General features: G+C 50.9%; 18 protein-coding genes. 12 read left to right on the forward strand and 6 right to left on the reverse strand.

All coding sequences use genetic code 11. The features are described 5' to 3' along the window. Nucleotides 1-134: 134 nt before the first annotated feature. From egtC to ACKFKF_RS23570, 5 genes are all read left to right on the forward strand, one after another. Complete coding sequence (gene egtC / locus ACKFKF_RS23550) at nt 135-917, forward strand: ergothioneine biosynthesis protein EgtC (protein ID WP_446869926.1); 783 nt, start codon at nt 135-137, stop codon at nt 915-917. After that, complete coding sequence (locus tag ACKFKF_RS23555) at nt 886-2,163, forward strand: SUMF1/EgtB/PvdO family nonheme iron enzyme (RefSeq protein ID WP_446869927.1); 1,278 nt, start codon at nt 886-888, stop codon at nt 2,161-2,163. Before egtC ends, ACKFKF_RS23555 begins: the two co-directional genes overlap by 32 nt. A 138-nt stretch (nt 2,164-2,301) precedes the next feature. After that, a complete protein-coding gene (gene egtD / locus ACKFKF_RS23560) occupies nt 2,302-3,369 on the forward strand; it encodes an L-histidine N(alpha)-methyltransferase (RefSeq protein WP_446869928.1) in 1,068 nt (355 codons plus the stop codon). Between the two features lie 432 nt (nt 3,370-3,801). Further along, on the forward strand, nt 3,802-4,428 hold the full coding sequence (locus tag ACKFKF_RS23565) for a hypothetical protein (RefSeq protein WP_446869929.1): 627 nt from the start codon (nt 3,802-3,804) through the stop codon (nt 4,426-4,428). Nucleotides 4,429-4,606: 178 nt separating this feature from the next. After that, nucleotides 4,607-5,509, forward strand: coding sequence for a carbohydrate ABC transporter permease (locus ACKFKF_RS23570; RefSeq protein ID WP_446869930.1), 903 nt, complete (start codon nt 4,607-4,609; stop codon nt 5,507-5,509). Nucleotides 5,510-5,770: 261 nt separating this feature from the next. On the opposite strand, the gene radA is transcribed toward ACKFKF_RS23570, so the two are convergent. Continuing rightward, nucleotides 5,771-7,237 (reverse strand): DNA repair protein RadA, encoded by a 1,467-nt coding sequence (gene radA / locus ACKFKF_RS23575; RefSeq protein ID WP_446858104.1) that lies wholly within the window; start codon nt 7,235-7,237, stop codon nt 5,771-5,773. A 175-nt stretch (nt 7,238-7,412) separates the two neighbouring features. Here radA and rpaB point away from each other — a divergent pair, with 175 nt between their 5' ends. Further along, complete coding sequence (rpaB, locus tag ACKFKF_RS23580) at nt 7,413-8,144, forward strand: response regulator transcription factor RpaB (protein ID WP_446858038.1); 732 nt, start codon at nt 7,413-7,415, stop codon at nt 8,142-8,144. Between the two features lies 1 nt (nt 8,145). Here rpaB and ACKFKF_RS23585 read toward each other — a convergent pair whose 3' ends face one another. Together ACKFKF_RS23585 and ACKFKF_RS23590 are read right to left on the reverse strand one after the other, a co-directional pair. After that, nucleotides 8,146-9,900: a cellulase family glycosylhydrolase gene (locus ACKFKF_RS23585; RefSeq protein WP_446869931.1), complete on the reverse strand. Its 1,755-nt coding sequence runs from the start codon at nt 9,898-9,900 to the stop codon at nt 8,146-8,148. Between the two features lie 419 nt (nt 9,901-10,319). Continuing rightward, nucleotides 10,320-10,532 (reverse strand): hypothetical protein, encoded by a 213-nt coding sequence (locus tag ACKFKF_RS23590; RefSeq protein WP_446869932.1) that lies wholly within the window; start codon nt 10,530-10,532, stop codon nt 10,320-10,322. Here ACKFKF_RS23590 and ACKFKF_RS23595 point away from each other — a divergent pair. Further along, a complete protein-coding gene (locus tag ACKFKF_RS23595; RefSeq protein ID WP_446869933.1) occupies nt 10,531-11,364 on the forward strand; it encodes a hypothetical protein in 834 nt (277 codons plus the stop codon). The genes ACKFKF_RS23590 and ACKFKF_RS23595 overlap by 2 nt on opposite strands. Before the next feature lie 157 nt (nt 11,365-11,521). On the opposite strand, the gene ACKFKF_RS23600 is transcribed toward ACKFKF_RS23595, so the two are convergent. Beyond that, entirely contained in the window at nt 11,522-12,166 is a 645-nt protein-coding gene (locus ACKFKF_RS23600; RefSeq protein ID WP_446869934.1) for a hypothetical protein, read from the reverse strand. 504 nt (nt 12,167-12,670) lie between these two features. Here ACKFKF_RS23600 and ACKFKF_RS23605 point away from each other — a divergent pair. The 5 genes from ACKFKF_RS23605 to bcsA all read left to right on the forward strand — a co-directional run bounded on the left by ACKFKF_RS23605 (nt 12,671) and on the right by bcsA (nt 23,045). Further along, nucleotides 12,671-14,305, forward strand: a complete 1,635-nt coding sequence (locus ACKFKF_RS23605) for a carbohydrate porin (RefSeq protein ID WP_446869935.1) — start codon at nt 12,671-12,673, stop codon at nt 14,303-14,305. Then, nucleotides 14,302-16,617, forward strand: coding sequence for a tetratricopeptide repeat protein (locus tag ACKFKF_RS23610; RefSeq protein WP_446869936.1), 2,316 nt, complete (start codon nt 14,302-14,304; stop codon nt 16,615-16,617). Before ACKFKF_RS23605 ends, ACKFKF_RS23610 begins: the two co-directional genes overlap by 4 nt. A 123-nt stretch (nt 16,618-16,740) precedes the next feature. After that, a complete protein-coding gene (locus ACKFKF_RS23615) occupies nt 16,741-17,964 on the forward strand; it encodes a glycosyl hydrolase family 8 (RefSeq protein WP_446869937.1) in 1,224 nt (407 codons plus the stop codon). Further along, complete coding sequence (locus ACKFKF_RS23620; protein WP_446869938.1) at nt 17,961-20,468, forward strand: cellulose biosynthesis cyclic di-GMP-binding regulatory protein BcsB; 2,508 nt, start codon at nt 17,961-17,963, stop codon at nt 20,466-20,468. The genes ACKFKF_RS23615 and ACKFKF_RS23620 overlap by 4 nt, the downstream gene beginning before the upstream one ends. Nucleotides 20,469-20,474: 6 nt before the next feature. After that, nucleotides 20,475-23,045 carry a UDP-forming cellulose synthase catalytic subunit gene (gene bcsA, locus ACKFKF_RS23625; RefSeq protein ID WP_446869939.1) on the forward strand — a complete coding sequence of 857 codons (2,571 nt, stop codon included), beginning with the start codon at nt 20,475-20,477 and terminating at the stop codon, nt 23,043-23,045. A gap of 115 nt (nt 23,046-23,160) precedes the next feature. Here the strand turns inward: bcsA and ACKFKF_RS23630 are convergent, their stop codons facing one another. Further along, nucleotides 23,161-23,319, reverse strand: a complete 159-nt coding sequence (locus ACKFKF_RS23630; RefSeq protein WP_446869940.1) for a hypothetical protein — start codon at nt 23,317-23,319, stop codon at nt 23,161-23,163. After that, the coding region (locus ACKFKF_RS23635) for an antitoxin (RefSeq protein ID WP_446869941.1) at nt 23,303-23,567 on the reverse strand (265 nt) is incomplete at its 5' end. The genes ACKFKF_RS23635 and ACKFKF_RS23630, both read right to left, overlap by 17 nt.

The following is a 23,567-nucleotide window of genomic DNA, read 5'->3' on the forward strand; positions in this document are numbered from 1 at the left end:
CGAAGCGGAAAAACTCATCGCATTCACGTCAATTTGGTGGTCTGCGGCTCTCTAAAATCATCCGATCGACAGACATTCAGCCAACTTTAAAGCGATTGTGTCAAGATGCAAAAAGTGAAATTTTCTAAAGTCTTATGTGTCGCTTGTTTGGTTATCTTGGTTCGCCCGTTCAACTCGATCGCTTACTCACTCAACCCGAACATTCTCTCATCGTCCAGAGCTATCAACCTCGCGAAATGACCGCAGGAACGATGAATGCCGATGGCTATGGTTTGGGTTGGTATCATCCTCAACGCGACACAGAGCCGTTTCTCTACAAAAACATTCTGCCGATCTGGAATGATATCAACTTGCCCAGTTTGAGTCGCTATATCGAATCGGGCTGTATTTTGGCAAACGTGCGGAGCGCCACCGCTGGACTGGCCGTTGATTTGAGCAATTGTCAGCCTTTTCAGCATTCTCTCATCTTGGCCATGCACAATGGCTTTATTGAAAACTTTCGGCAGACTTTGTATCGACCGATTCGCGATCGTCTCAGTGATCGAGCTTATCAAATGATCAAAGGTAATACCGATTCAGAACACTTGTTTGCGCTGCTGATTGACGAACTACAAACGACCGATAGTTTGGCCCAAGCCCTCAATCAAACGATCAAACTCGTGGCTCAACTCGCTGACAAACAAGAAACGCCGTTTTCTGCCAATCTAATGGTTAGTGATGGTCAGCAATTGGTGGTGTCTCGCTATGCCGATCGCCTCAAAGTTCCGACCCTTTATTGGCTGCGCGATCATCCCAGCTTTCCTCAGTCGGTGATGGTGGCCTCTGAGCCGATTTTTCCAGGAAACTGGCACCCCTTGCCAGATCGCTGCATTGCAATTCTAAAACATGACCACGACCCCGAAATTTGCCCCCTCTAAAGTCCGCCTCAAATTCTGGATGCAGGACTGTCGATCGCTCACCCTATCTCTGTTTGAGAATCTGGATTACGAAACATTCTGTCGTCAAGCTCATACTGATTTCAGTCCGATCGGTTGGCATTTGGGTCACATTGCTTACACTGAGGCTCTGTGGCTTTTACAGCGCTGTGCAGGTCAGCCGCCCATCTTTCCTGAATATCATCGCTTGTTTGCTCAGGGTGGGTTGCCCAAGGGCGATCGCGTCCATTTGCCTCCCCTTGGTGAAGTTTTGCACTATTTGGAAGCGGTACGATCGCAGGTTTTTGACTACTTAGAAACGGCACCGCTAGAAACTGAAGAACGCCTGTGGAAATGGTTACTTCAACACGAAAGCCAACATGCCGAAACCGTTGCGATCGTTCTAAAACTACAGGAAAGAAACCAGCGATCAAATGTGAATAGAGCAGATGTAAATAAAACAAATTCTATAAACTCCTCAAATCAAAATGCTCCAATGATCTGCATTCCAGCAGGCTATTTTGAGCAGGGGAGTGAAGCGATCGCAGCAATGGATAATGAACGACCGACTCAACAGGTTTATTTAGACACTTACTGGATCGATCAGTTTCCGGTGACTTGTGGCGCGTATCGATCGTTCATGCAGTCAGGGGGCTATCAAAATGCAAAGTGGTGGTCAGACGCGGGTTGGCAATGGCTGCAAAAAAACTCTCTGACTGAGCCGCTTTATTGGCGAAATGATCCAACTTACGACGACCATCCCGTTTGCGGTGTGAATTGGTTTGAAGCAGACGCTTACACTCGATTTGTAGGCAAACGCTTGCCAACCGAAGCCGAATGGGAAAAAGCCGAAAGCTGGAATTCTGGAGAGCAACGTCGTGCAGGTCTCTCAAAAACCTATCCCTGGGGCAACGAGCCACCTGACCCAACGCGATGTCATCACGCTCAAATGGTAGGAACGTCGCCCGTTCGGTCTCATCCCAAAGGTCAAAGTCACGCAGGCTGTCACGATCTGTTGGGCAACGTCTGGGAATGGACAGCTTCCTGGTTTGACGGTTACCCAGGGTTTGAGAGTTATCCTTATCCTGCTTATTCTCAAGCCTATTTTGACGGTCAACATCGCGTCCTCAAAGGTGGCAGTTGGGCGACCTATCCCTGGGCGCTCCGATCGTCCTTTCGCAACTGGTATTACCCCCATGTGAGAGAAATTTTTGCTGGATTTCGAGCCGTCCGCGATACCGAATCGTAGACCTTCAGCGCGATCGTCATGAAATTCTGTCTGATGTGTAGTTGACCAAAGTACGATCGCGCCTCACGCTAGACAAGGGACTTTGCACGGGGACTTTAAAAGCCTCTCACAGGCTCAAGTCCAACAAATCAGACAAGCATGGTGAAAATCAACGGAGGACGCATGTCAACTCAGTTTGCAGGTCGGGATGTTTTCGATCGTCTCAATGTCGTCGATCGCCTCAAGATCGATCATTTGGTCAGCCAGACTCAGCCCTCAGAAGACGAACTTCATCCCGGAAGTGACGTGGTGAGTGGATTGAGCCAGATCCCCAAATCTTTGCCGCCGCGCTATTTTTATGACGATCTTGGCTCTCAGCTATTTGAGCAGATTTGCGATTTGCCAGAATATTATCTAACCCGCACTGAGACGGCGATTTTGCAAGACTGCGCCAATCAGATTGCCCACCTCACAGGTGCTTGCGAAATAGTTGAATTGGGCAGTGGCAACTCGACCAAAACGCGCATTTTATTAGACGCTTATCAGCAGGCTGACTATCCTTTGTGCTATCGCCCGATCGACATCAGTGCAGGCATTCTCGAAAGTAGCGCCCAAGAATTGCTGATCGACTATCCCACGCTCCAGGTTCAGGGACTCGTCGGCACCTATGAACTGGCCCTGCAAAAACTCTCAGCGACTCACCTTCCCAAACGGATGATCTGCTTTATCGGCAGCACGTTGGGCAATCTCAGCCCCCAAGCCTGTGAGGAATTTTTGCAGCAAGTCACCGACGCGCTCCAGCCAGGTGAATATTTTTTACTCGGCATCGACCTTCAGAAATCAAAAACTCAGTTAGAAGCCGCTTACAACGATCGCCAGGGCATCACCGCCGACTTTAATCTCAACATGCTGCGCCATCTCAATCGCCGCTTTGACGGAGACTTTGACCTGACTCAGTTTGAGCATGTTGCTTATTACAACGACACTCAACACCAGATTGAAATGCACTTGCGGAGTTTAACATCGCAGACGGTTCACTTAAACGCCTTAGATTTGACGGTTCACTTTGCCCAAGGCGAGACAATCTTAAGTGAGATTTCGCGCAAGTTTGATCTGACCAACCTTCAACAACAACTTCAATCAAAAATGCTCAACCTGCTACAAGTTTGGACAGATCCCAATCAATGGTTTGGATTGCTTCTCTGCCAACTACGATCGCCTGAGTAATATTCAATTAATCTGGCATTGCGATCGATCTTCGACCTCCCCTAACCTCTCCTCAGTCAGGCGGGGAGCCAGAAAATTAATTCCACCTTTAGAAGCCGTCAGGGGGGGGTAAAGCTCCTGTCGCAATGAAAAACTGAATAGTGAAAGGCAATTGAGATGGCGTTGAACAAACTTTTGAACCATCTCCAAAAAAGTTTTCAAAAAAGTGGGTTTGAATCGGCAAATTATTTGTGATACTTTTGCAAAATCCCGCTAAACTTGAGTGGGCTAATGGGAAGCCATGTCTTTAAAGGGCATAGATTTCAAATTTCAGCCCCATCAGGTTAAGCAAAAGGATACGGAGTTTACCTGGATTGCGTCACTCGTTTAAATAAGTTTGAAAAGCAAGCTGCGATCGATTGAAACTAATCCAGAAATTTAAGGTGGTAGGGGATGAGTGATACAACTTCATTTTTAGGAGGAGCCGCATTAGCAGGGCTGGCAGCCGTCATTCTCTTGAGAGGAGGGGTCAGCGCTACTTCTCCGATCGGGACGATGCCCATGCCGACGCTTCAACCATTGCCCACTGCGACAATGCCTCCAGTCGGGACGATGCCTCCTGGGATCACTCAACCCCCTACCACTTACGATTTAGAAAAACAGCGGGCCGAAACTGACCAGATCAAGGCCCAGCTAGAGCAGCAGCGCGTGCAAACCGAGCAACTCAAGGCGCAAATTCAGAGTCAGCAGGCCTTGATCGAAACGCTCAATGTCCAAAACAAAAATATGCCCCCGGCGATCGCAACCCGCAGTCCCCAGGGACAGGTTAATCCGCTAGAGTCACCCAACCTCATGACGGGTGTGCTCTGGGCGTTGGGTGGAATGATTTTAGCCTTTGGGGGCGGAATCGCGCTAGTAGGGCTATTTGTGCTGATTGCGCGTCAACGACCGTCTCGTACGATCGAGGTGATTCATGACGACAACCCTAACTATCTTCCGGCGGGTGCGGTGAGACGGCGATCGCAGGTGTTGCCTCCTCGTCGAGTCATCAAACGGATGGATGCCGAAGATTTTGAGTAAGGTTTGAGTTTACATCCACTCTTCGCAGCGCGTCATCATTTTTGATCCTCTCTAATTTCCTCAAAAAGAGAGAACGTAAAGTGTCTTTTTTAAGCAGGACAAAGGAATCTAATCGACGCAAATCTCATAAAGAATTGGGATTACAATCCTCAAGCTGGCCTATTTTGCTCGATCGTTCATGCACAAGTCGTTGTTCAAAGACTGGCAGTTTCCGCAGCAGCTAACTCCCTATTTGTTTTTGCTTCCCGCGTTGGTGATTTTGGGGCTGACGGTTTTTTATCCAGCGCTGCAAGCGCTTTATTTTAGCTTTACTCGCTATGATTTGCTCACGCCTGCCCAATGGACGGGACTGACGAATCTCAAACGTCTGTGGGCGGATCAGATTTTTTGGCAGACCTTGAGAAATACGCTGATTTATCTGGTCGGAGTGGTTCCCATTCTGGTCACTTTTCCGCTGGGGTTGGCGATTTTGGTCAATCAAAAACTTCGAGGAATTCGCTGGTTTCGGGTGGCTTACTATACGCCTGTGATTATCTCAATGGTGGTCGCGGGCATTGCCTGGAAATGGCTCTACGCGGACAATGGATTACTCAATCAACTGCTCAAACTGTTGGGGATTTCTGACGGGATTCCCTGGTTGACGAGTCCGAGTTGGTCGATTTTTAGCGTCATGGTCGTCACCATCTGGAAAGGGTTGGGCTATTACATGGTGATTTATCTGGCTGGGCTGCAAGCAATTCCAGAAGATCTGTATGAAGCGGCGGCGATCGATGGCTCTGATGGCATTGGCAAACATTGGGATATCACCGTTCCTTTAATGCAGCCTTACCTATTGTTGGTTGCCGTTATTTCAGCGATTTCTGCGACCAAGGTTTTTGAAGAAATTTACATCATGACCCAGGGCGGCCCGCTCAATAGTTCTAAAACGATCGTCTATTACGTCTATGAACAGGCCTTCCAGAATCTAGAAATTAGCTACGCCTGCACGATCGGACTGGTGATGTTTTTGATGATTTTGGTGTTGTCGATCGTGCGATTAGGCGTTCAACGACTGACTGATTCTGACCAACCGTTGAGCTGAGTTCAATCTCCAGATTGGCCCTTGCCGCGAAACATTTCATCAAATTGACATCAAGTTAACGTCAGCTTGATGAACGCTTCGCTTTTAGATCCAGGAACGCCCCCTAAATCCCCCACGGGTGAGGGACTTTGAACCAGAATTCCTCTCTTAAAGTCCCCTAAAATCGGGGGTTGAGGGGCAGAAGCCGTGAACAACGAAGCGAAAAAACTCTCATCGAATTGACATCAAGTTAGGACAGACAAATTTTAGAACCGACCAAAATCACTCCTCTTCTTCCGGCGTATCCGTTTGTTTGGGACGGCCCGCCAGCGCAACTGCCATCGCATCGACGACTCGCGAAACCGGAATCACCTCTATTCCCACATCGCCATAAGTGCCCTTGGGCACGATCGCTCGTTTGAATCCCAGCTTTGCCGCTTCCTTGAGTCTGAGTTCCATTTGAGAAACCGATCGTACCTGTCCGCCCAATCCCACTTCGCCAATAATGACGGTTTGCGGATCAACGGAGCGATCGCGAAAACTAGCTGCTACTGCGACCGCTACCCCTAAATCTGCCGCAGGTTCTCCCACATTTAGCCCGCCCGAAGACGCGACATAAGCATCCAGCTTTGATAAGGGAATTCCCACCCGCTTTTCGAGAACCGCCAAAATTTGAAGGAGACGGTTGTACTCGATGCCCGTGGTCGATCGCCGAGGAGAACTGTAGCTAGTCGCACTCACCAACGCTTGCAGTTCTACGACAATGGGACGGGTGCCTTCGCAGGCCACGATCGTCGCGGTTCCGGTAGAGGCTTCATCTCGATTGCCCAAGAAAAGCTCTGAGGGATTGAGAACTTCTTGCAGCCCTTGATCGACCATTTCAAACACGCCAATCTCATGAGTCGCTCCAAAGCGATTTTTCACAGAGCGTAGGAGACGATGACTGGCAAAGCGATCGCCCTCAAAATACAAAACCGTATCGACGAGGTGTTCTAGAACTTTAGGGCCGGCGATCGCGCCTTCTTTGGTCACATGACCGACGATAAACAGCGTGATGTTCTGGCGTTTGGCCACCTGCATGAGCACCGACGTACATTCGCGCACCTGAGAAACTGACCCCGGAGCCGAAGTCAACGTACTGTAAAAGAGTGCTTGAATACTGTCAATCACGGCCACGGCGGGCTTTAGCGACTCCAGTTCCATTAAAATGGTGTCGAGATCGGTCTCAGGCAACAGATACAAATCTGCATCAGGTGCGGAGGGTTCATCTTGGGGAAGCAGCGATCGGTCGTCTTTGCCGATTCCTAGCCGTTGCGCTCTGAGTTTCACCTGCTGTCCCGACTCCTCGGCGCAGACATAGAGCGTTCGATACCTTGTGGCGAGTCGATTTGCGGTTTGGAGTAAAAGCGTTGACTTACCGATTCCAGGGTCGCCGCCGATTAGCACCAGGGAGCCAGGAACAATGCCGCCACCGAGGACGCGATCGAGTTCTACATATCCCGAAGTTAGCCGAGACTGAGGATGGTCTTCAATCTGAGTCAGGGTTTGAGAAGAAACCGCAACGGGCGCACTGCGGCTAGAACGGCTTTTTCCAGAGGTGCGGGTCTGCCCAATGGCGGCCGTCTGCGTCGATCGAACCACCTGCTCTTCCAGCGTATTCCACGTACTACAAGAAGGACACCGACCAAAATATTGAGGAGAGTCTGCCCCACATTGGGTACAAACAAAGTGCGATCGCAGTTTTGGCATGAACAAAAATAAGTGTTAATGATTCGCAACATTTCAGACAAACCTTAAGAAAGTCTGAAATTGAGTAAGAGAAAGGGTTTGACGAACTGAAAATAAAAGATTCAGCCCCTATCTTTAATGATAAAGTATGGAAAAATTAAGCTTTAAAGATTTGACTTAAGGAGCGTTACAGAAGTTGGAAAGTCATAAAGAAAAAATACTCGTAGTCGATGACGAGGCCAGCATTCGACGCATTCTTGAAACCCGTCTGTCCATGATTGGCTATGATGTCGTCACGGCTGCCGATGGGGAAGAAGCCCTCGATACGTTTCGTAACGCTGATCCTGATCTGGTGGTTCTTGATGTAATGATGCCCAAGCTTGACGGCTATGGGGTTTGTCAAGAGCTTCGCAAAGAATCTGACGTACCGATCATCATGCTGACCGCTCTAGGAGATGTCGCCGATCGCATCACAGGGCTAGAACTCGGCGCGGATGATTACGTCGTCAAACCCTTCTCTCCCAAAGAGCTAGAAGCCCGCATCCGTTCGGTTTTGCGACGAGTCGATAAAGTCGGAGTGACTGGAATCCCTAGTTCCGGCGTGATCCACATCAACACGATTCGCATCGACACCAACAAGCGCCAGGTTTACAAAGGTGACGAGCGAATTCGGCTGACGGGCATGGAGTTTAGCTTGTTAGAACTGTTGGTGAGCAAATCGGGCGATCCGTTCTCGCGATCGGAAATTTTGCAAGAAGTCTGGGGCTACACACCCGAACGTCACGTCGATACTCGTGTGGTGGACGTTCACATTTCCCGCCTCCGCGCCAAACTCGAAGACGACCCCAGCAATCCTGAACTGATTCTCACTGCCAGAGGCACAGGTTATCTCTTCCAGCGCATTCTCGAACCTGGAGAAACCGAGTAGGTCAGGGTCTTGTGACAGTGAGTTGTTTGGGTAAATAGTCTGACCCTAGCTTTTTGGCACAAAATCCTGCATCGATCGTTTGACCCGGCTGAATGATGCGACCCCACTCTGGAGGCGTTATGATGTACTGCGAACCCTGATTGCGGAACGTTCCATTCCAGCGTTGATCAAGGGTCGATCGCTCCATTTGAAACTGAAGCTGCCAATTTTCGACAGGCGTTTTGCCCTGGTTGGTGACTGGTAAACTCACACAAAAGCCCGCATTCCAATCAGACTGCACGATCAGCTTGGGCTGCAACTGAGCGATCGCGCCTGAATTTGACTTCGTTGGACTTGACGTAGGCGAAGGACTGCTGGGTGAGGGGCTGGGACGCACGACGGGAGTTGTGGAAAAAGAACGCATCGTCGGGGCTGGTAAAAGCTGATTGAGAAGCTGTTGTTTGGGTTGGTCGATCGCCTGCCAGTCGTCTAGCAAAATTCCCCCCGTATCCTGACTATTGGGGTTCCAACTCCAGTACGCAAAACTGAGATTGTTGCGCTGCAAAAAGTTGACAAACTGACGCTGCCAAATGCCTTCTTTGGAAGTCGCATCCACCTTGCGTCCGCCAAACTCACCGACCAGAACGGGCGCAATCTTCTGTCTTGCGATAAAAAAGAAACCCTTCTCCCAGCGATCGCTCAGATTTTTGGGAAAACTTCGCTCTGAAAACCAGGGCTGATCAAACACACCCGGGCCATATTCGTGGGGCGAGTAAACCAGCTTATTGCGAACCGCTAACCGAACTGGAAACCGCCGTACTCCTTCTAGATTGCCGCCCATCCAGTGCCGCTTGAGCCGTTGCCCAGGGACGTTATTCTCCACGCCTTCAACGACGATCAGCCAATTTTTGTTGATCTTGAGAATCGCATTGCCCGATCGCTCCGCCGCTAGTCGCCAGTCAGTTGCTTTGTTGTTGGTTCCCCAGCTTGCCCGGCCGTGAGGCTCATTTTTGAGGTCAGCCCCAATGACATTTGGCTGATTTTTGTAGCGCTCCGCCAGCATCGTCCAGGTTCCGATCCAATCTGCTTCGGTGAAGCCATCTCCATACCACAGTTCAGGAATGCGTTGATTATTGAGACGGTGACTATCAAGCAAAATCAGCAAGCCCTGCCGCCCCGCTTCTTGAATCACCAAATCCATGACTTCGATCGGCGTTTTGCCCTGCAATTCACGATTACTGCCCAAGTCGAAATTAATGCCGCTCACGCTCGTCCCTCGGAGTGCCTGAACCGAATAAGGTAAGCGAATCACGTTGTAGCCCAAGCGCTTGATCTGCGTCAGCATCTCCTTATAGTCTCGCAACCACAATCCATGAGGAGCCTGAAGGTCAGATTCTATGCCAAACCAGTTGACCCCCCGCAGCATCACCGATCGCCCTGTGGCATCTACTACGCTTGCCCCTCGCGTCGATAAAGGCGGCTGAATGACGATCGCAGCCTCCGCTATAAAAATTAGGTTTTGTATCCAAAAATACAGCCCGATCGCCAGTCCAATTATGAAGAACCGAAGGAGTCGAATCTGAAGGCGAGGGCTAAATCGCACATTAACAAGGTTTTGTAATGCATACCAGGCGCTTTGGTAAAAATACGGTGGCGATCGCCGTTGTTTCAAAGCCTGTCCTGAGTATTTCTGCCACAAGACAGCCAAAGCTGTGATTAGCCAGGTGTGTGTAAAGCGAGTCCGCAATCTGGGTAGCAGGGCAAAAGGTTTAGCCATATTTAAATCGTTGAATGAGTTTACTTGGCTGAGAGAGAAATCAGAATTGAGAAAATTGCACCGTCAAACTCTTAGCAGTAAAGCCCCAAAATTTTAGAATTCAATACAGCTATACAAAGGGGGCAAAACTCAGTCGCACCCGGAAGAAACCCATGAACGATCTCGTCCCTTCATCCTTCTAAGCAACCGCTTGCTACCCTTACTATCTCGGTAATGACGGCGCTTTTCAGCAAAAGGTGTCTAAAGATAAGATGCCTTTTATATAAAGTTTTTGTAAAGTTTTCATGAAGCCATCCGGGTCTACAACAGTGCTCTAATGACTGCTTGTACGCTAGACACCGTAAGGGAAACCGTACTACGGAATCCACTGAGTCACTCAGGGCATTAAACCTCATCATGAAAAAGTAGTCTCCGAAATTTCACATAAACTTTTTGTGCCAGCGCTCTTCTTCATGGGATTTACATTCCATTTTTAGTGGAGAGCCACTAATCTTGATATCAAAGGTAAGCAATTCTTTTCTGTCTGCCTCGATCGCTTGATTGCTCGCATCAAGACGGATTGAAACTTGTGAAGTTGCTGCCACTTGCCCACGGTCTTTTTGTAGTAACCGATACTCAGAGTTGTCAAACATGACTGTACCTTCACTCGGAAAGTTTTTAGTCCCTGCCGCCCTCGCTGCCGGAGCCGTCTTCTCAATCTCTACAGCCCCGCTTGCTCTCTTTGGCTCTGAGCCAATCACCGTCGAAATGAAGGGAACGGAAGTCTTTAAAGGCAGCCTCAAAGATGTCGCTGCTCCTTATCTGGGGTTTGCGGGTGCCCTGAGTTTGGCTGTAGGAGTCACGAGCCTCGCATTGACTGGATGGCGGCAGTCCTCTCGTCAGTCAGGAAAACTGGAACAGCAGGTCTCCGGAATGCAGAATCAACTCCAGGAAAAAGAAGTTCAGCTTCAAGAGCTTTTGCTCTCAGATAAAAGTCTAGAAACGACTGGACTCCAATTTTTTCTAGAGGATGAAGAATCGTCTCAGCTAGTTTCTGATGAAGTAGCTGCTCCGTCTCAGCCGATCGTTCAGGCACCTGCTCAGGTGAGTCAGCCGATCGTTTACGCTGCGCCGTCTCAGTCTATTCTGTCTGCCAAACCCACCGTTCAAACTGCGGTATCTCCTTTACAGGCTGCTCAAGCGTTTCTCAGCTTCTCTCGAACGGGAACCTCAGCTAAAGCAGCGGTCAAACCTGCCTGGACTCAAGTGCCCCCTGCTTCTGAGAGTACGGTCGCGCAAATCAGCGAACTGCAAACTCAGCTTCAGCAAATCATGGCGCAGATTGAGACCCTGCAATCAAACGCTTGGGTCGAGTCGCAGCCTGTCAACTCAAGAGTCACGATCGATTCCATGATCTCCTCAATTCCGCAAGCCAAACAGCGTAAACTTGAGCCGCAGAGAGTGATGCAAATTGTTGCTTCCTAGAATTTGGGACACTCACGGGGTGTCCTTCTTTTTAGGATGAGTTTCGGCAGCCAAAACAGCCAAGATCCTGCTTCGCAAGAAACGGCGACCTTGGGTTGAACTGCTGAGAGGTAACTTTAGTGATCTCTTTAGTGATCTCTTTGCTTTCAAGCTACCGTCATCGAAGAACGGCTTGAGGGGCGATCGCCGCATCGGTTTGTCCCTTTAGATCGTCTGATTTCTCAATTGCTTTGGCTGCGACTCTGACTCTCTGAGATGTGAGGTCACGTTGACTAATAGGCGGAGTTGGGGGACTGATGGTTAACACTTGATCCGCTTGCAGGTAGCTTCTACCATCCGCCGTAAAGCGCACGACTAAACTATCTGTGCCTTGTGCCACGTCAAGGGATCGAGCGACAGGATCAGTCACCGCCAAAAAGGTCACTTTAGTGTCTGGCTCTAGATTTAGACCTGCCCGCCCGGTTTGCCAGACCTCTTGCGGCTGACCCTGGGGAGTTTGCAGCAGGTTGAGTGTGGCTTCCCACTTGCCTTCTTTTACCTCGACCTGAGTGCGCGACAAGATCGAGTAGGTTGGCTGCTGATTGCTCAGACGATCGCCCGGTTGTAAAGTTCGGAGAGCCTGCACGGTGATTTGGGTGCGATCGGGAAGGGTTGTTTTTCCAGTCACGGTATAGGCTCCGCGCTGTTGGGCAGGCTCGACTTGCATCGTTAATTCTGTTTTCGAGGAGCGCACTTGCACACAGCCCACACAGATCAGAGACAAAAACGCCAGGCAACGCGATCGAGCAACAGTAAACGTCATGGAAGAAGAAAGTTAAGTTGACTTGAAATTCTAGAAAAGAGTGAACGTCACAACAAATGCAGGTCATTTGCAGGTTGTTTACGCGACTCCTACTTCGTTAAGCTCAATTTTCCGCATTCATCCGGAATCGTCAACCCTTAACTTTATCTAAAGCCTGCGAGACCACCACTTGAGCCTTGATGGCGAGATCAGCGTCTTGAGGTTCTGATTGTGAGGTAAAAGTATTGAGGGCCAGAGGAATAGAAGCTGGAAGTAAAAGCCAAGTCTAGTCGGTTTTGTCCTGAATTGGGAGAAGAAGCTAGGAGATAGGATCGGGCTTTAATTGTGTAAACTGTCACACGATGCCAAAAAATGAGTCAGGTCAAAGTGGGTCATGGTAACGTGTGAAGTTGGTTCTTTGTGACAGTTCGGCTGAGTGAAGTTAATGATCAATATCCTTGAAGTGTTGTCGGCGACGGCACATCCCAAGGTTAGTCCATCAATCAGCAATGGTGTGAGTGAACAATGTCTGACTTATCCAGGTATTCCATTCTAAAGTCTCTTCTGTCTTGGGGAGCAGTCTCGTCGGTGGCGGTGGGCGCGATCGTCTCGCTACAAAATAATCCTGCTCAAGCAAATCCCCCTGCGTCTAATCCAGAGATTGCTGTCCCGCGAAATGATTTGAGGTCGGTTAATCCAGATTTGGCGAGTCGTCAGTTGCCCAGTGTTGCGGCGGTCAGTCCTGCTCGATCTTATGTTCCTCAACTTCAGCAGCCGATTCCTGCGTCTGTCAGCGAAGACGATTTGATTCGTCAGCTTTCGGGGAGTGCGCCAGTCGTGCGTTCTCAGCAGGTTTCCCAGCAGATTCCGGTTTTTGCGCCGACTCCGACGGTTTTGCCTACGACTGAAGCGACACCTGCTCGTGAACCTGTGTTGGTGACGGCGACGACCAATTCTGATCAGGGGCTAAAGCTGCTAACTGTCCCTCAAATGAAGTTTACGGCTCCGACTTCTGCGGTGCGATCGATCAATCCTAATCCTGCTCCGTTTACAACGACGGCTCAGACAACGGCGATCGACCCCACGACCAAAGATAGCTTGTTGTCACAGTCCTCTAATCAGGATGCCGGATCGCTGTCTCCTCGCAGTCGCCCTTTTCTCAGAAGTACTGCTTTGACTCCGCCCAACTTTACGCTACAGGGCGTTTATCTCTATCAGGGAGATGAGTCTTCGGCGCGGGCCAGGTTGACGACGATCTATCCGCTGACACCGCGAGTCCAGTTTGGGGCTACGTTTGATATCAGTACGGGGAATGCGTTTACGGACACGCCTAATGATGGGTTTAACGTCACAGAGCTATATTTAGCCACGTCTCTGGGCGACATTCCTAATTTGCGATTTGTGGTTGGGCAACTGGATCTGACTTCTTATTTCGATCGCAACAGTTTCGCCAAAGATGGCGCGACTCACTTTTTTAATCCTGTGTTTCAGACCAATCCAGCCCTGAGTGCGACAGGAATTGGCTCTCGTCCAGGTTTGTTGGTGAATTGGAGTCTGACGGACAATATCGAGGCGAAAGCGGCGGCGTTTTCTTCGTCGAGAGGGCTGAGCGACTTTGCGCTGGATGGGTTTGCGGGCGAGTTGGGAATTCGCTATGGCAATCTGATTGTGCGGGGAACGTATGCAACCGATCGCGACTCTGGCAACAAAGATGGCTTTAGAGAAATCTTTCAGATCAGTCGAGGCGGCGGACTGACCGGCCCCTTGCGCGGCGATCGAGAAGAATCCTATGGGATCAACGCCGAAGCTTTTATTCCCAATCTGAAAATGGGGATCTTTGGGCGATACGGTCGCTACAACAACGTCGATCTGGGCGAAGGTGGCGACACCTTTAGCGGCGGGATTACCTTTTTGGATCTGTTTGCCAAAGACGATCGCTTGGGGCTGGCCTATGGTCGGGGCTTGTCGAACGATAAACTGCGGGCCCGCAACAACGATCGCACGCCCGATGTGTTGGAGTTGTTTTACGACTTTCGGTTATTGCCCAATCTACGACTTGGCTTCTCGGTGCAAGAGCGAAATCAATTTTCGGAGATCGTCGCTGGCATCCGAGTCAGAACTGAGTTTGATGTCACACCTAGAGGAAGGCTGATTCAGTGAACTTGACCAAACAGCAGCGTAAAAGAAACCGCACCCTTGCCTTTTGCCTGGGGCTTCTGTTGTCGGGAACGCCGATTCTCTCGTTTGCGGTGAGCATTCCTACGGTGCAGGCTCAAACGGTTCCTAGTGAAGTGCGTCGAGGCTATACCGAACTGGGACAGGGATTGGTGAATCAGGCGATCGCGACCTTTCGCGGGGCCATTCAACGCTACCCGGAGTCACTGGAAGCAAAATTGGGGCTGGCGATCGCCTTTCGTCGAGCCGGACGGGATGCCGATGCGTTTCAAGCCTATCAGCAGGTTTTGGTTCAAGATCCCAACAATGTGTTGGCGTTGAAGACGATCGGGATTTTGGGCGGCTTTCGGACTGAGTGGCAGGCACGAGGGATTGAGGCGCTGACGACTTTGTTGAAAATTAGTCCCGCAGATAACGAAGCGCGTGCCCAAAGAGGCTTACTGTACGGCTTTCAAGGACGCTTTGCCGAGTCGCTGGCAGATTATGAGATTGCACTACAGGGCAGTCCCACGCCAGACGTTCTGTTAGGTGCGGCTCAGATCTACACCTACGGCGGCAATCCTCAAAAAGGGCTGGAGTTATTTGAGCGCTATCGGTCTGCGTCGAATAAACCGATCGTCGGAAATGCCGCGATCGCTTATGCGCGGGCCTTGAGGGCGACGGGGAACACGGCTCAGGCGATTCGGATTTTAGAAGGGCAGCTTCCGAGAGAAACCAACGCCTTTGGGGTGCAGGTGCGATCGGAGCTTTCTCAAGCCTATTTAGCCAATCGACAACCGACTCAGGCTTTGGCCATTCTTGACCCGCTGCGCGATCGTGGCGATTCTCGACTCTCTCTGGCTAGAGCGCTCAATGAGATCGGCAAGCAAGAAAATCGTCCAGATCTGTCGGCGCAAGCGTCTGATCTCTATCGGCAAGTGCTCAACTCTACGCCCAACCCCTCTCCGGCTCTGGTGCGAGAAGTGGCGGATGTGCTGAGTGCCATTCCTCAAGATCGACAGACCGCCTTGCAGCTTTATCGTCAACTCGTCCAGCAGCAGCCCAGTGACAAAGTGTTGATCATTCAGCAGTTAGCGCTCGAAAGTCAGTTAGGGACTCTGCCTCAAGCTGAAGTGCGGCAACGACTGCGATCGATTCTCCAACCTTTGCCCAGTTCTCCAGCACAGCAGGCGGCGATCGCTCAAGCGCTAGTGAGACTGGAACCCGATCCCGAATTTCTCCCGGTCTATCAGAGTCTGATTCAGGCGGGTGTGAATGAGCCGTTTTTGAACTTTCGATTGGCACAATTGCTGATTGAGAGAAACGATCTGGATGGGGCGAAGACGGCCCTGGCGGCTTATCAGGCGACTTCGGTGGGGTCGCGCGATCTGGCTCCAGAATTGCTATTGGCAGAACTCGATCGCCGCCAGGGAAACCTGGAAGCCAGCGCCAAACGCTATGAAACGCTGATTTCTAGTAGTTCGCGAGACAGCGATGTGACGACGGCCGCGATTCGAGGATTGGCAGGGATTCGGTTGGCTCAGGCTCGATATGAGGACGCTTTGACGCTTTACGATCAGTTGATTTCTCGCAGTCCCCAAGACCAGCAGCTACAGCTTGGACGAGCGGCGATCGCCTACCAGGGCAAGAAAATCACCGAAACAGAAGCGGAAGCTGTCATCGATCGCTTTTTACAAGCCCGTCCCGCCGAAACGCCCCAAGAGCTATACACCTTAGTCGGACTGTTGCCCAGCAATCCCAGACGTGAAGCGCTCTACAACGCCCTGATCGAAGCTGATCCCAGCAATGTGACGGTGCAGGTGAGGCTGATTCAACTGTTGGCGGTGCGAAGCCCCAATCAGGCGCGGGCCCAGGCAAATCGACTGATCGCCAGAGTCAGAAAAGCCTCCCCCAACGGCAACAACAACGTCGAACTGCTGTTTCTCAAAGGCCAACTAGAGCAGGCCTTGGGCAACCTCGATCGCGCTGAAGATGCGTTTGCGGCGATCGTCAATCTTGAACCCGACAATACCAACGCGCTGTCTGCTCTGGGAGGAATTCGATTTCAGCAGCGACAGTTTGACTCGGCGGCCAGCCTCTACTCCCAGGTTTTGGAGCTAAACCCCGATGATCTGATCGCTCAACGATCGCTAGCCGAATTAACCGCCGCTCAGGGCAATCCGCTAGAAGCGCTAGAACGATTTGAGCAACTCCAGGTGCAGGGCAACGCTGATCCCAACTTGTCCAGACGCATTCAGCAGTTGCAAGAAGACATGCTCAGACAGCGAGGCTTCCAACCGCCCTGGGAGCGCTATTAAGGTTCGATCACACTGGGTGCATCTGGTTTGAGTTTTCGTGGTCTATCGGTTCCCGCTTGCCCCCCTCGATCCCAGAAGATTACTTCACGACTGTCCCATTTCCCAGGAGCGCCCATTTTCAGAATGCTGCGGTTTTTGCTACTGATTTTCGTCAGCCTGTCGATCGGAAGTTTGACAGCCTGCGATTTGCTAATGCGCCAAAATTCTGATCGACCTTCTGTTGAAGAATCGGCTACACCCGACCATTCCGCCCTCCTGTCTGAAAGTTGGACGGCTTACCGTAACCGATTTATTCAAACCGATGGGCGAGTGATTGACTGGGAAGCGACTGGACGATCGACTTCTGAAGGTCAAGCCTATGCCATGTTGCGGGCTGTGTTGGCGAACGATCCCGACAGTTTTGCGCTAACCCTCAAGTGGTCACAAAACAACCTACAGCGACAAACAGCCGACAAGCGACGACTCGATCAGCTTTGGGCCTGGCAGTGGGGGCGCGATCCCGCCGGACAATGGGGCATTCTAGACGGCAACTTTGCCAGTGATGCGGACATTGATGCGATTACCGCTCTGATTTTGGCCTCACGTCGATGGGAGCGGCCAGAGTACTTGAGTTTGGCGCGGGCTAAATTAAAGGATCTCTGGACTTACTCCACGGTGACCGTCGGATCAGACCGATATTTGCTGCCTGGCCCACTCGCCGCCTTTCAAAAAGCAGGCAAGCTCAAGTTCAATCCGTCCTATCTCGCGCCTTCTTCCTTTCGGCTGTTTGCTCAGGTTGACCCCGATCGCGATTGGCTCAGTCTGGTCGAAAGTAGCTATCTAATGCTGGAACGATCGGCGGCCGTTTCCGCGATCGGCTTGCCGAGTGACTGGGTGGCACTAGATCCCAAAACAGGACAGTACGTTGCTTTGGATGAATCCAATACGGTCGTCAGTCGCTATGGATTTGATGCGAGTCGAGTCTGGTGGCGGGTTGCCCTCGATTGGAAGTGGTTTAATGAGCCACGCGCCAAACGCTACCTAGAGAAACATCTGGAACCAATGGAAAAGCTGTGGCGATCGCAGCAAAAAATTCCTGCTCAAATCGACCTCCAGGGCAAACCGATGGTGGACTACGATGCGACTTCTCAGTATGGAATGCTGTACGCTGCCTTTCGGGTCGTCGATCCGGCGATCGCGCAGCAGATTTACGAAAAAAAGTTAAAGCCTCGCTACCAAAACGGTTTCTGGGACAACGACTCCGCTTATTACACGCAAAATCTCGCCTGGTTTGGGCTTCTGCCCTCGACGGCAATCGCGCCCTACCTTTCACCCCCTACTAAAGCTGCCCAAGATACTCACCCATGAACAATCGGTTTTCAGGTCACTCCCGGCGAAATTTGCGTCGTCTACCCCGGACGGTGTTGCGGTCATTGTTGCTATCTAGCATTGGATTGATCACCGGATTGGTCATCACCTTCGCTCAGGGACACCACTCGGCGATCGTCACCGCTCAAGGTGTTCAAAAGCAAGAAGATCAGCTAATCCGAGAATTTAAGCTGCCACCCGCTCAACCCGCTCCGGTCTACCAACCTCAAGCCCCCGTTTCACAACCTGAACCCGCTCCTGCTGCTCCCCAACCTGCCCCGATTGAATCTGCTCCCGCTCCCGAATCGGCCCCAGTTGAGGCGGCTCCCACCCCTGCTCCGACCCCACAGCCAGAGAAAAAGCCGTCAGAACCTCAGCTTGCAAATACCGGCCCACGCAGTCAGTACGTTTTAGAATTTAATCGCAGTCCGGTGATTGGCAACCGATTTCGGCTAGAGGGCGTGTATTCAGAAGCGCGATTGGGCTTTACTCGTCCCAAAAATTGGCAGGTCAAATCGGCGAAGGCGATCGTCCATTTTCAGCATTCTCCGGCTCTGGTGGCCAACAAATCCAATCTAATTGTGCGCGTCAATGATACGAGTGTGGGCAGTGTGCCGCTTAATCTTAAGGACGCTCAGACGGGCGAAGCGGTTGTCAACGTTCCGATCAATCTGCTTCAGGACTATAACGAGATTGCGATCGTCGCCCAGCAGCAAAATTCACCGACCTGCTCTAATCCAGATGACAAAAGCCTTTGGTCAGAAGTGCTGCCTGATTCAAAACTGGTGTTTGACTATCAGAGCCAGCCGATCGCCCTCGATTTTAGCCGCTATCCCTTTCCCTTCTTTGACAATTTGGGCTTAGATGCCAGCCGCATCAGCTACCTCGTGCCCTCAAAACTGGATGAATCCTGGCTGACCGCTTCCAGTCGATTTCAGACCAATTTGGGACGAATGGCCGATTTTCGTCCGCTCGAAACGCAGTTGGTCAGAGACTTAAAGAAATTTGCGTGGAACGATCGCCTCGTGATCATCGGCACTCCCGAATCACAGCCAACGCTGAAAACGCTGAAACTGCCCTTCCCAATTGTCAACAACCAGATCCTTGACGGCAATAAAGCGCCCCTGCCCGGAGATGTGGGCGTGTTGATGTTGGCGACGACTCAAGAAGGGGTCGTTCCTGTTCTGATCGCGTCTGGCAACAGTGCCGAGGGCGTTGCGAAGGCGGTTCAGTTTTTGGTGCAGCCTCAGAGCGGTCAGATTGGCACAGGTCAGTCGATTTTGGTCAATGATCTCGTCGATGTGCCGTCCCCCGATCCTCGCGTCTGGTCGCGCTATCTCCCGGTGGCGAATTCGTTCAAATTGAGTGAGCTAAAAGGGCTGGACAACAAGCCATTCAGGGATGTGACGGTGCGGGGTTCGTCGGCTCCTCCCGTTCAGGTGGCGTTTCGGGCATTACCGGACGATCGCTTTTTGCGCGGCAGTTCGATGAATTTGCGCTACAGCTACAGTGCTCAGGTCAATCCCAAAAATTCGGCTGTGGAAGTGCGAATCGATGGAGTGGGCGTAGGCAGCAAAAAGCTTACCTCTGATGCGGGCGCGACGAACGAAGTGTTTAACGTCAATCTGCCTGAAAATTTGATTCGGTCAGACTCGGTGATCGACGTTGCCTTTAAGCTGTCTCCCAAAGAAGCAGGCAATTGTGGGCAGGTGAGCGACCAGCAGCTTTGGGGAACGGTTCACAGCGACAGCGACTTTAATCTGCGGCGGGAAACCTCTGTCCAACTCCCCGATCTCAAACTGTTGACGACGGGCTACCCTTTCACCGCCCCCCAGGATTTGTCTCAGACGGCGATCGTTCTCCCCGACCAACCCAATGATGCAGACTTGATGACGCTGATGAGATTTAGCGAACGCATGGGACGACTCAGCCAGGCCAACTCGGTCAAACTCGACGTGTACGAATCTGGCAAGCTCCCAGAATCCATCAAAAAAGAGCGCAATCTCGTGGGAATTGGCACCCGCGATCGCTTCCCGATTAAAGAAATATTTGAGACGGAGAAAGGCTTTCGTCTGTTCGGGGCTTTCACTCGTCAATCAGATCAGGCGCGCATCCAATCCCTGCCTGACAACGGCGGCGTGATCAAGAGCATTCTCTCTCCCTGGAATGGCGATCGCGTCCTCGTGGGTCTGAGCGGCCAAACCGAATCGGGTCTAAAACAAGTTCAAGACATTCTCAGCAAAGACTTGTGGTTCTATCAACTCAAGGACGACACCGTTTTGGTTAGTGCCAACGCGCAAACGCTGTCTCCGTTTGATTCCAATGCCTACCAGCTTCAGTTTTTACAAGAAGGACGATCGCGCCGGGTTGAAGACTTGAATCCGTTAGCCAAGGCTCGTCGCTTTTTGCAAGACCACTGGTATCTGTTGCCCACGGGCATTATCGCCCTCTCGCTGTTGCTCTACGGAGTTGCCCAACTTTATCTCAAGCGTGTTGCAGGATAGATCGTCATGACAAGTCAAACTTCTGATCTAGAGCCAAAGCGTCGCAGTAAAAGTGAGCGGCTTGTCGCTTGGCTGGCTGACCTGATTCCCAACTTTTTTGATCGCACCCTTAGTTGGGTCGGACGATCGCAGCTAATCTGGCTGATGGTCGTGCTTTTGGTGCTGTCTGTGCCGTTGATCATCACGCCGCTGACGGTCTTGCAGCAGGGCATCGTCGCCGTTATTTTGGTGGCGATCGGTTGGTTGGTGGCGACCCTGGAGCAAAAACAGCCTCAAGAAAGCACCAGCCAATATTTGCATCTGTTTATGGTGTGGCTGAGTCTGATTACGACGTTTCGCTATCTCTATTACCGCACCAACTACACGCTTAATCTGACGAGCGGCTGGCTGGACGCAACATGCAGTATTTTGCTGTTTATTGCAGAACTTTATGCGATTTTGACGCTGATGCTGGCGTTCTTTCAAACCCTGCAACTTAAGAATCGCAAACCCGTTGATTTAGACAATATTCCACCTGACCAATGGTTTTCGGTAGATATCTACATTCCCACTTACAGCGAGGATGTGGAAATTGTTCGCAAAACGACCCTGGGGGCGCTGGCGATCGACTATCCCGCAGACAAAAAGCGCGTCTACATTCTCGATGATGGTCGGGCTGACAAGTTCAAATCGCGACGAGCCGCATTGAGAAAGATGTGCGATGAATTGGGCTGCACAATGCTGACGCGCGACAATAACGAACACGCCAAAGCGGGAAATATCAACACTGCGCTGAAAAAAACGGGCGGCGAGTTGATTCTGATTTTGGATTGTGACCACATTCCAGTTCGCAATTTTCTCATGGAAACGGTGGGATTTTTCTACCGTCCAAAAGTCTCTCTAGTGCAGACTCCGCACTGGTTTTACAACCCTGATCCGTTTGAGCGAAATCTGCAAACCGGGGGCAAAATTCCGGTCGGCAACGAGCTTTTCTACAAAGTGCTGCAAAAAGGAAACGACTTTTGGAATGCGGCTTTTTTCTGCGGGTCGGCGGCGGTCGTTCGCAAATCTCACCTCTTGGAAGTGGGCGGCATCGCAGTCGAGACGGTGACCGAAGATTGTCATACCTCCTTGCGGCTGCACTCATTGGGGTACGAATCGGTGTACTACGATCGCGTCATGGTGGCGGGTCTGGCTCCCGAAAACTTTTCTGCCTATGTGGGTCAACAGATTCGCTGGGCGCGAGGCATGGCGCAGATTTTGCGACTCGAAAATCCCTTATTTAATCCCAGGTTAAAGCTGTCCATTCCCCAACGCATTTGCTATTTCAGCGCAACTTCCCACTTTTTCTACGGATTTCCACGTCTGATGTATGCGCTGGCACCTGCTCTATTTCTGGTGTTTGGCATCAATCCGATCCGAGGTCTGGGGCTAGAAACGCTGGCCTACGCCTTGCCTCACTTTTTCATCTCGACCTACGCTAACTACATCACCTACAAACACGTTCGATTCTCGTTTTGGAACGAAATCTACGAGTTTGCGATGTCGTTTCATGCGGGACTGGTGACACTGTTGGCGTTGATTAATCCTAAATTAGGCTCGTTTAATGTCACGGACAAAGGACTTTCGGTGACCAAACGCAGCTTTGATTGGGGGTCGGCGCGGGGACTAGTGATGACAGGGGTATTGGTAGCCGCCGCGATCGCAGCCGTTCCTTTTTGGCTGATCCTTCGTCCCCAAGATTCAGAGGCCGTGCTGGTCAACTTGGTCTGGAGTATTTTTAATCTGATTTTGATTGCGTCTGCAATTTTGGTCGCCTTTGAACAGCCTCAACTGCGTCGGGCCCATCGTCTCGATCGCAAACTCAGCGCCCTTCTCTACAGCGACGATCGCACCCTCAGAGGTACGACGGCCAACGTCAGCGAAACGGGATGTCAGCTAATCTTAGATTCTTGGTCTGACCTGGTGAATGAGGTTGAGATCGAGCTGATTGGCGATTATGGGGCGAGGGCGTTTGTGACGGGGCAGATTATTCGCATCGTGCCGATTAATGAATCTCAGTCGATGTTGTCGATCGAGTTTATCAATCTGACTCGCTCTCAACTGGATGCGATCAGTGTGGTGATCTACTCAGATGTGCGCGAGTGGTATTCTCAACAGCGCGACGGGGTGGATGATCCGATGGAGTCGTTTCGGTTTATTGCCAGCAGTATTGGGCGATCGTTTCGCAAGCGAGAAGCGGCTCCCAGTGGTCTCAGGACGCGCAAGCCGATCCATGCTCATGCTCAACTGTATTGGCGGGGTCACTTTTATGAGGCGGTGGCGATCGAGATCAATCAGCGCAGTTTGCAGTTAGAAATGCCGACGGGGTTGATTTATGACCTGGATGCGTTGGGCAATAATCAGCCGTTGGTGGGGTTGTTGTTGAGTCAGAGTGCTGATGAGCCTTTGCCCAAACGGTTGCTGGCTCAGGTGGAGCAAGTGGAGTCGGTGGTTGACCAGCATGGCAATCGAGTTGTGATTGAGCTAAGTTTCCCCGACAAAATCATGGAGCGCCAGGAAAGCAAAATCAAGGAACTGGTAAAGACTTTGAGTTAATCGCTGATTTGAAGAGTGGGGAGGGGCGATCGCTCTTGATTGCCCAATCCAAAATAAGAGCGGAAAAACTTGCCGGGTCAAAGCCTTTCTAAACTCGCCCTTTACGATCGCTGACTCAAAATCTTGAAGATTGCTGCTCGATCATGTCTTCCATTGCTTCAACAACGATGTCTGCAAAGGTTTCCTTCTGTTCTTGAAGAAGTTCAACGATCGCTATCTTAATCAATTCCTTAAGCTGATTTATATTTAATATAATTTCAGACATTATATTCATTAGGCTTTTCTCTAGTTTCCATAAAGTCGGTGGAGAACTGATCTAAGCTATCAATCAGCGATCGCCAGGGGTCATCTTTGGCAATTAGGACGATCGCATTCCCCATTTTTTTGACGTAGACCTCACTACCCAACAAATGAAACTGCTCTGGTAGGATGACAGTCTGCTTGTTTCCGTCAGTTTCTAATCTAGCTATACAGCACATTTCAGGTTTATAGAGTACAGTAACAACAGTCAGCAAACCAGTT

The organism is Phormidesmis sp. 146-12 (assembly GCF_052939495.1).

What these genes read in the sequence shown, in the direction of transcription:
- egtC (WP_446869926.1), top strand. Translation starts at nt 135, where the DNA reads ATGTGTCGCTTGTTTGGTTATCTTGGTTCGCCCGTTCAACTCGATCGC.
- ACKFKF_RS23555 (WP_446869927.1), top strand. Translation starts at nt 886, where the DNA reads ATGACCACGACCCCGAAATTTGCCCCCTCTAAAGTCCGCCTCAAATTC.
- egtD (WP_446869928.1), top strand. Translation starts at nt 2,302, where the DNA reads ATGGTGAAAATCAACGGAGGACGCATGTCAACTCAGTTTGCAGGTCGG.
- ACKFKF_RS23565 (WP_446869929.1), top strand. Translation starts at nt 3,802, where the DNA reads ATGAGTGATACAACTTCATTTTTAGGAGGAGCCGCATTAGCAGGGCTG.
- ACKFKF_RS23570 (WP_446869930.1), top strand. Translation starts at nt 4,607, where the DNA reads ATGCACAAGTCGTTGTTCAAAGACTGGCAGTTTCCGCAGCAGCTAACT.
- radA (WP_446858104.1), bottom strand. Translation starts at nt 7,237, where the DNA reads ATGCCAAAACTGCGATCGCACTTTGTTTGTACCCAATGTGGGGCAGAC.
- ACKFKF_RS23585 (WP_446869931.1), bottom strand. Translation starts at nt 9,900, where the DNA reads ATGGCTAAACCTTTTGCCCTGCTACCCAGATTGCGGACTCGCTTTACA.
- ACKFKF_RS23595 (WP_446869933.1), top strand. Translation starts at nt 10,531, where the DNA reads ATGACTGTACCTTCACTCGGAAAGTTTTTAGTCCCTGCCGCCCTCGCT.
- ACKFKF_RS23590 (WP_446869932.1), bottom strand. Translation starts at nt 10,532, where the DNA reads ATGTTTGACAACTCTGAGTATCGGTTACTACAAAAAGACCGTGGGCAA.
- ACKFKF_RS23600 (WP_446869934.1), bottom strand. Translation starts at nt 12,166, where the DNA reads ATGACGTTTACTGTTGCTCGATCGCGTTGCCTGGCGTTTTTGTCTCTG.
- ACKFKF_RS23605 (WP_446869935.1), top strand. Translation starts at nt 12,671, where the DNA reads ATGTCTGACTTATCCAGGTATTCCATTCTAAAGTCTCTTCTGTCTTGG.
- ACKFKF_RS23615 (WP_446869937.1), top strand. Translation starts at nt 16,741, where the DNA reads ATGCTGCGGTTTTTGCTACTGATTTTCGTCAGCCTGTCGATCGGAAGT.
- ACKFKF_RS23620 (WP_446869938.1), top strand. Translation starts at nt 17,961, where the DNA reads ATGAACAATCGGTTTTCAGGTCACTCCCGGCGAAATTTGCGTCGTCTA.
- bcsA (WP_446869939.1), top strand. Translation starts at nt 20,475, where the DNA reads ATGACAAGTCAAACTTCTGATCTAGAGCCAAAGCGTCGCAGTAAAAGT.
- ACKFKF_RS23630 (WP_446869940.1), bottom strand. Translation starts at nt 23,319, where the DNA reads ATGAATATAATGTCTGAAATTATATTAAATATAAATCAGCTTAAGGAA.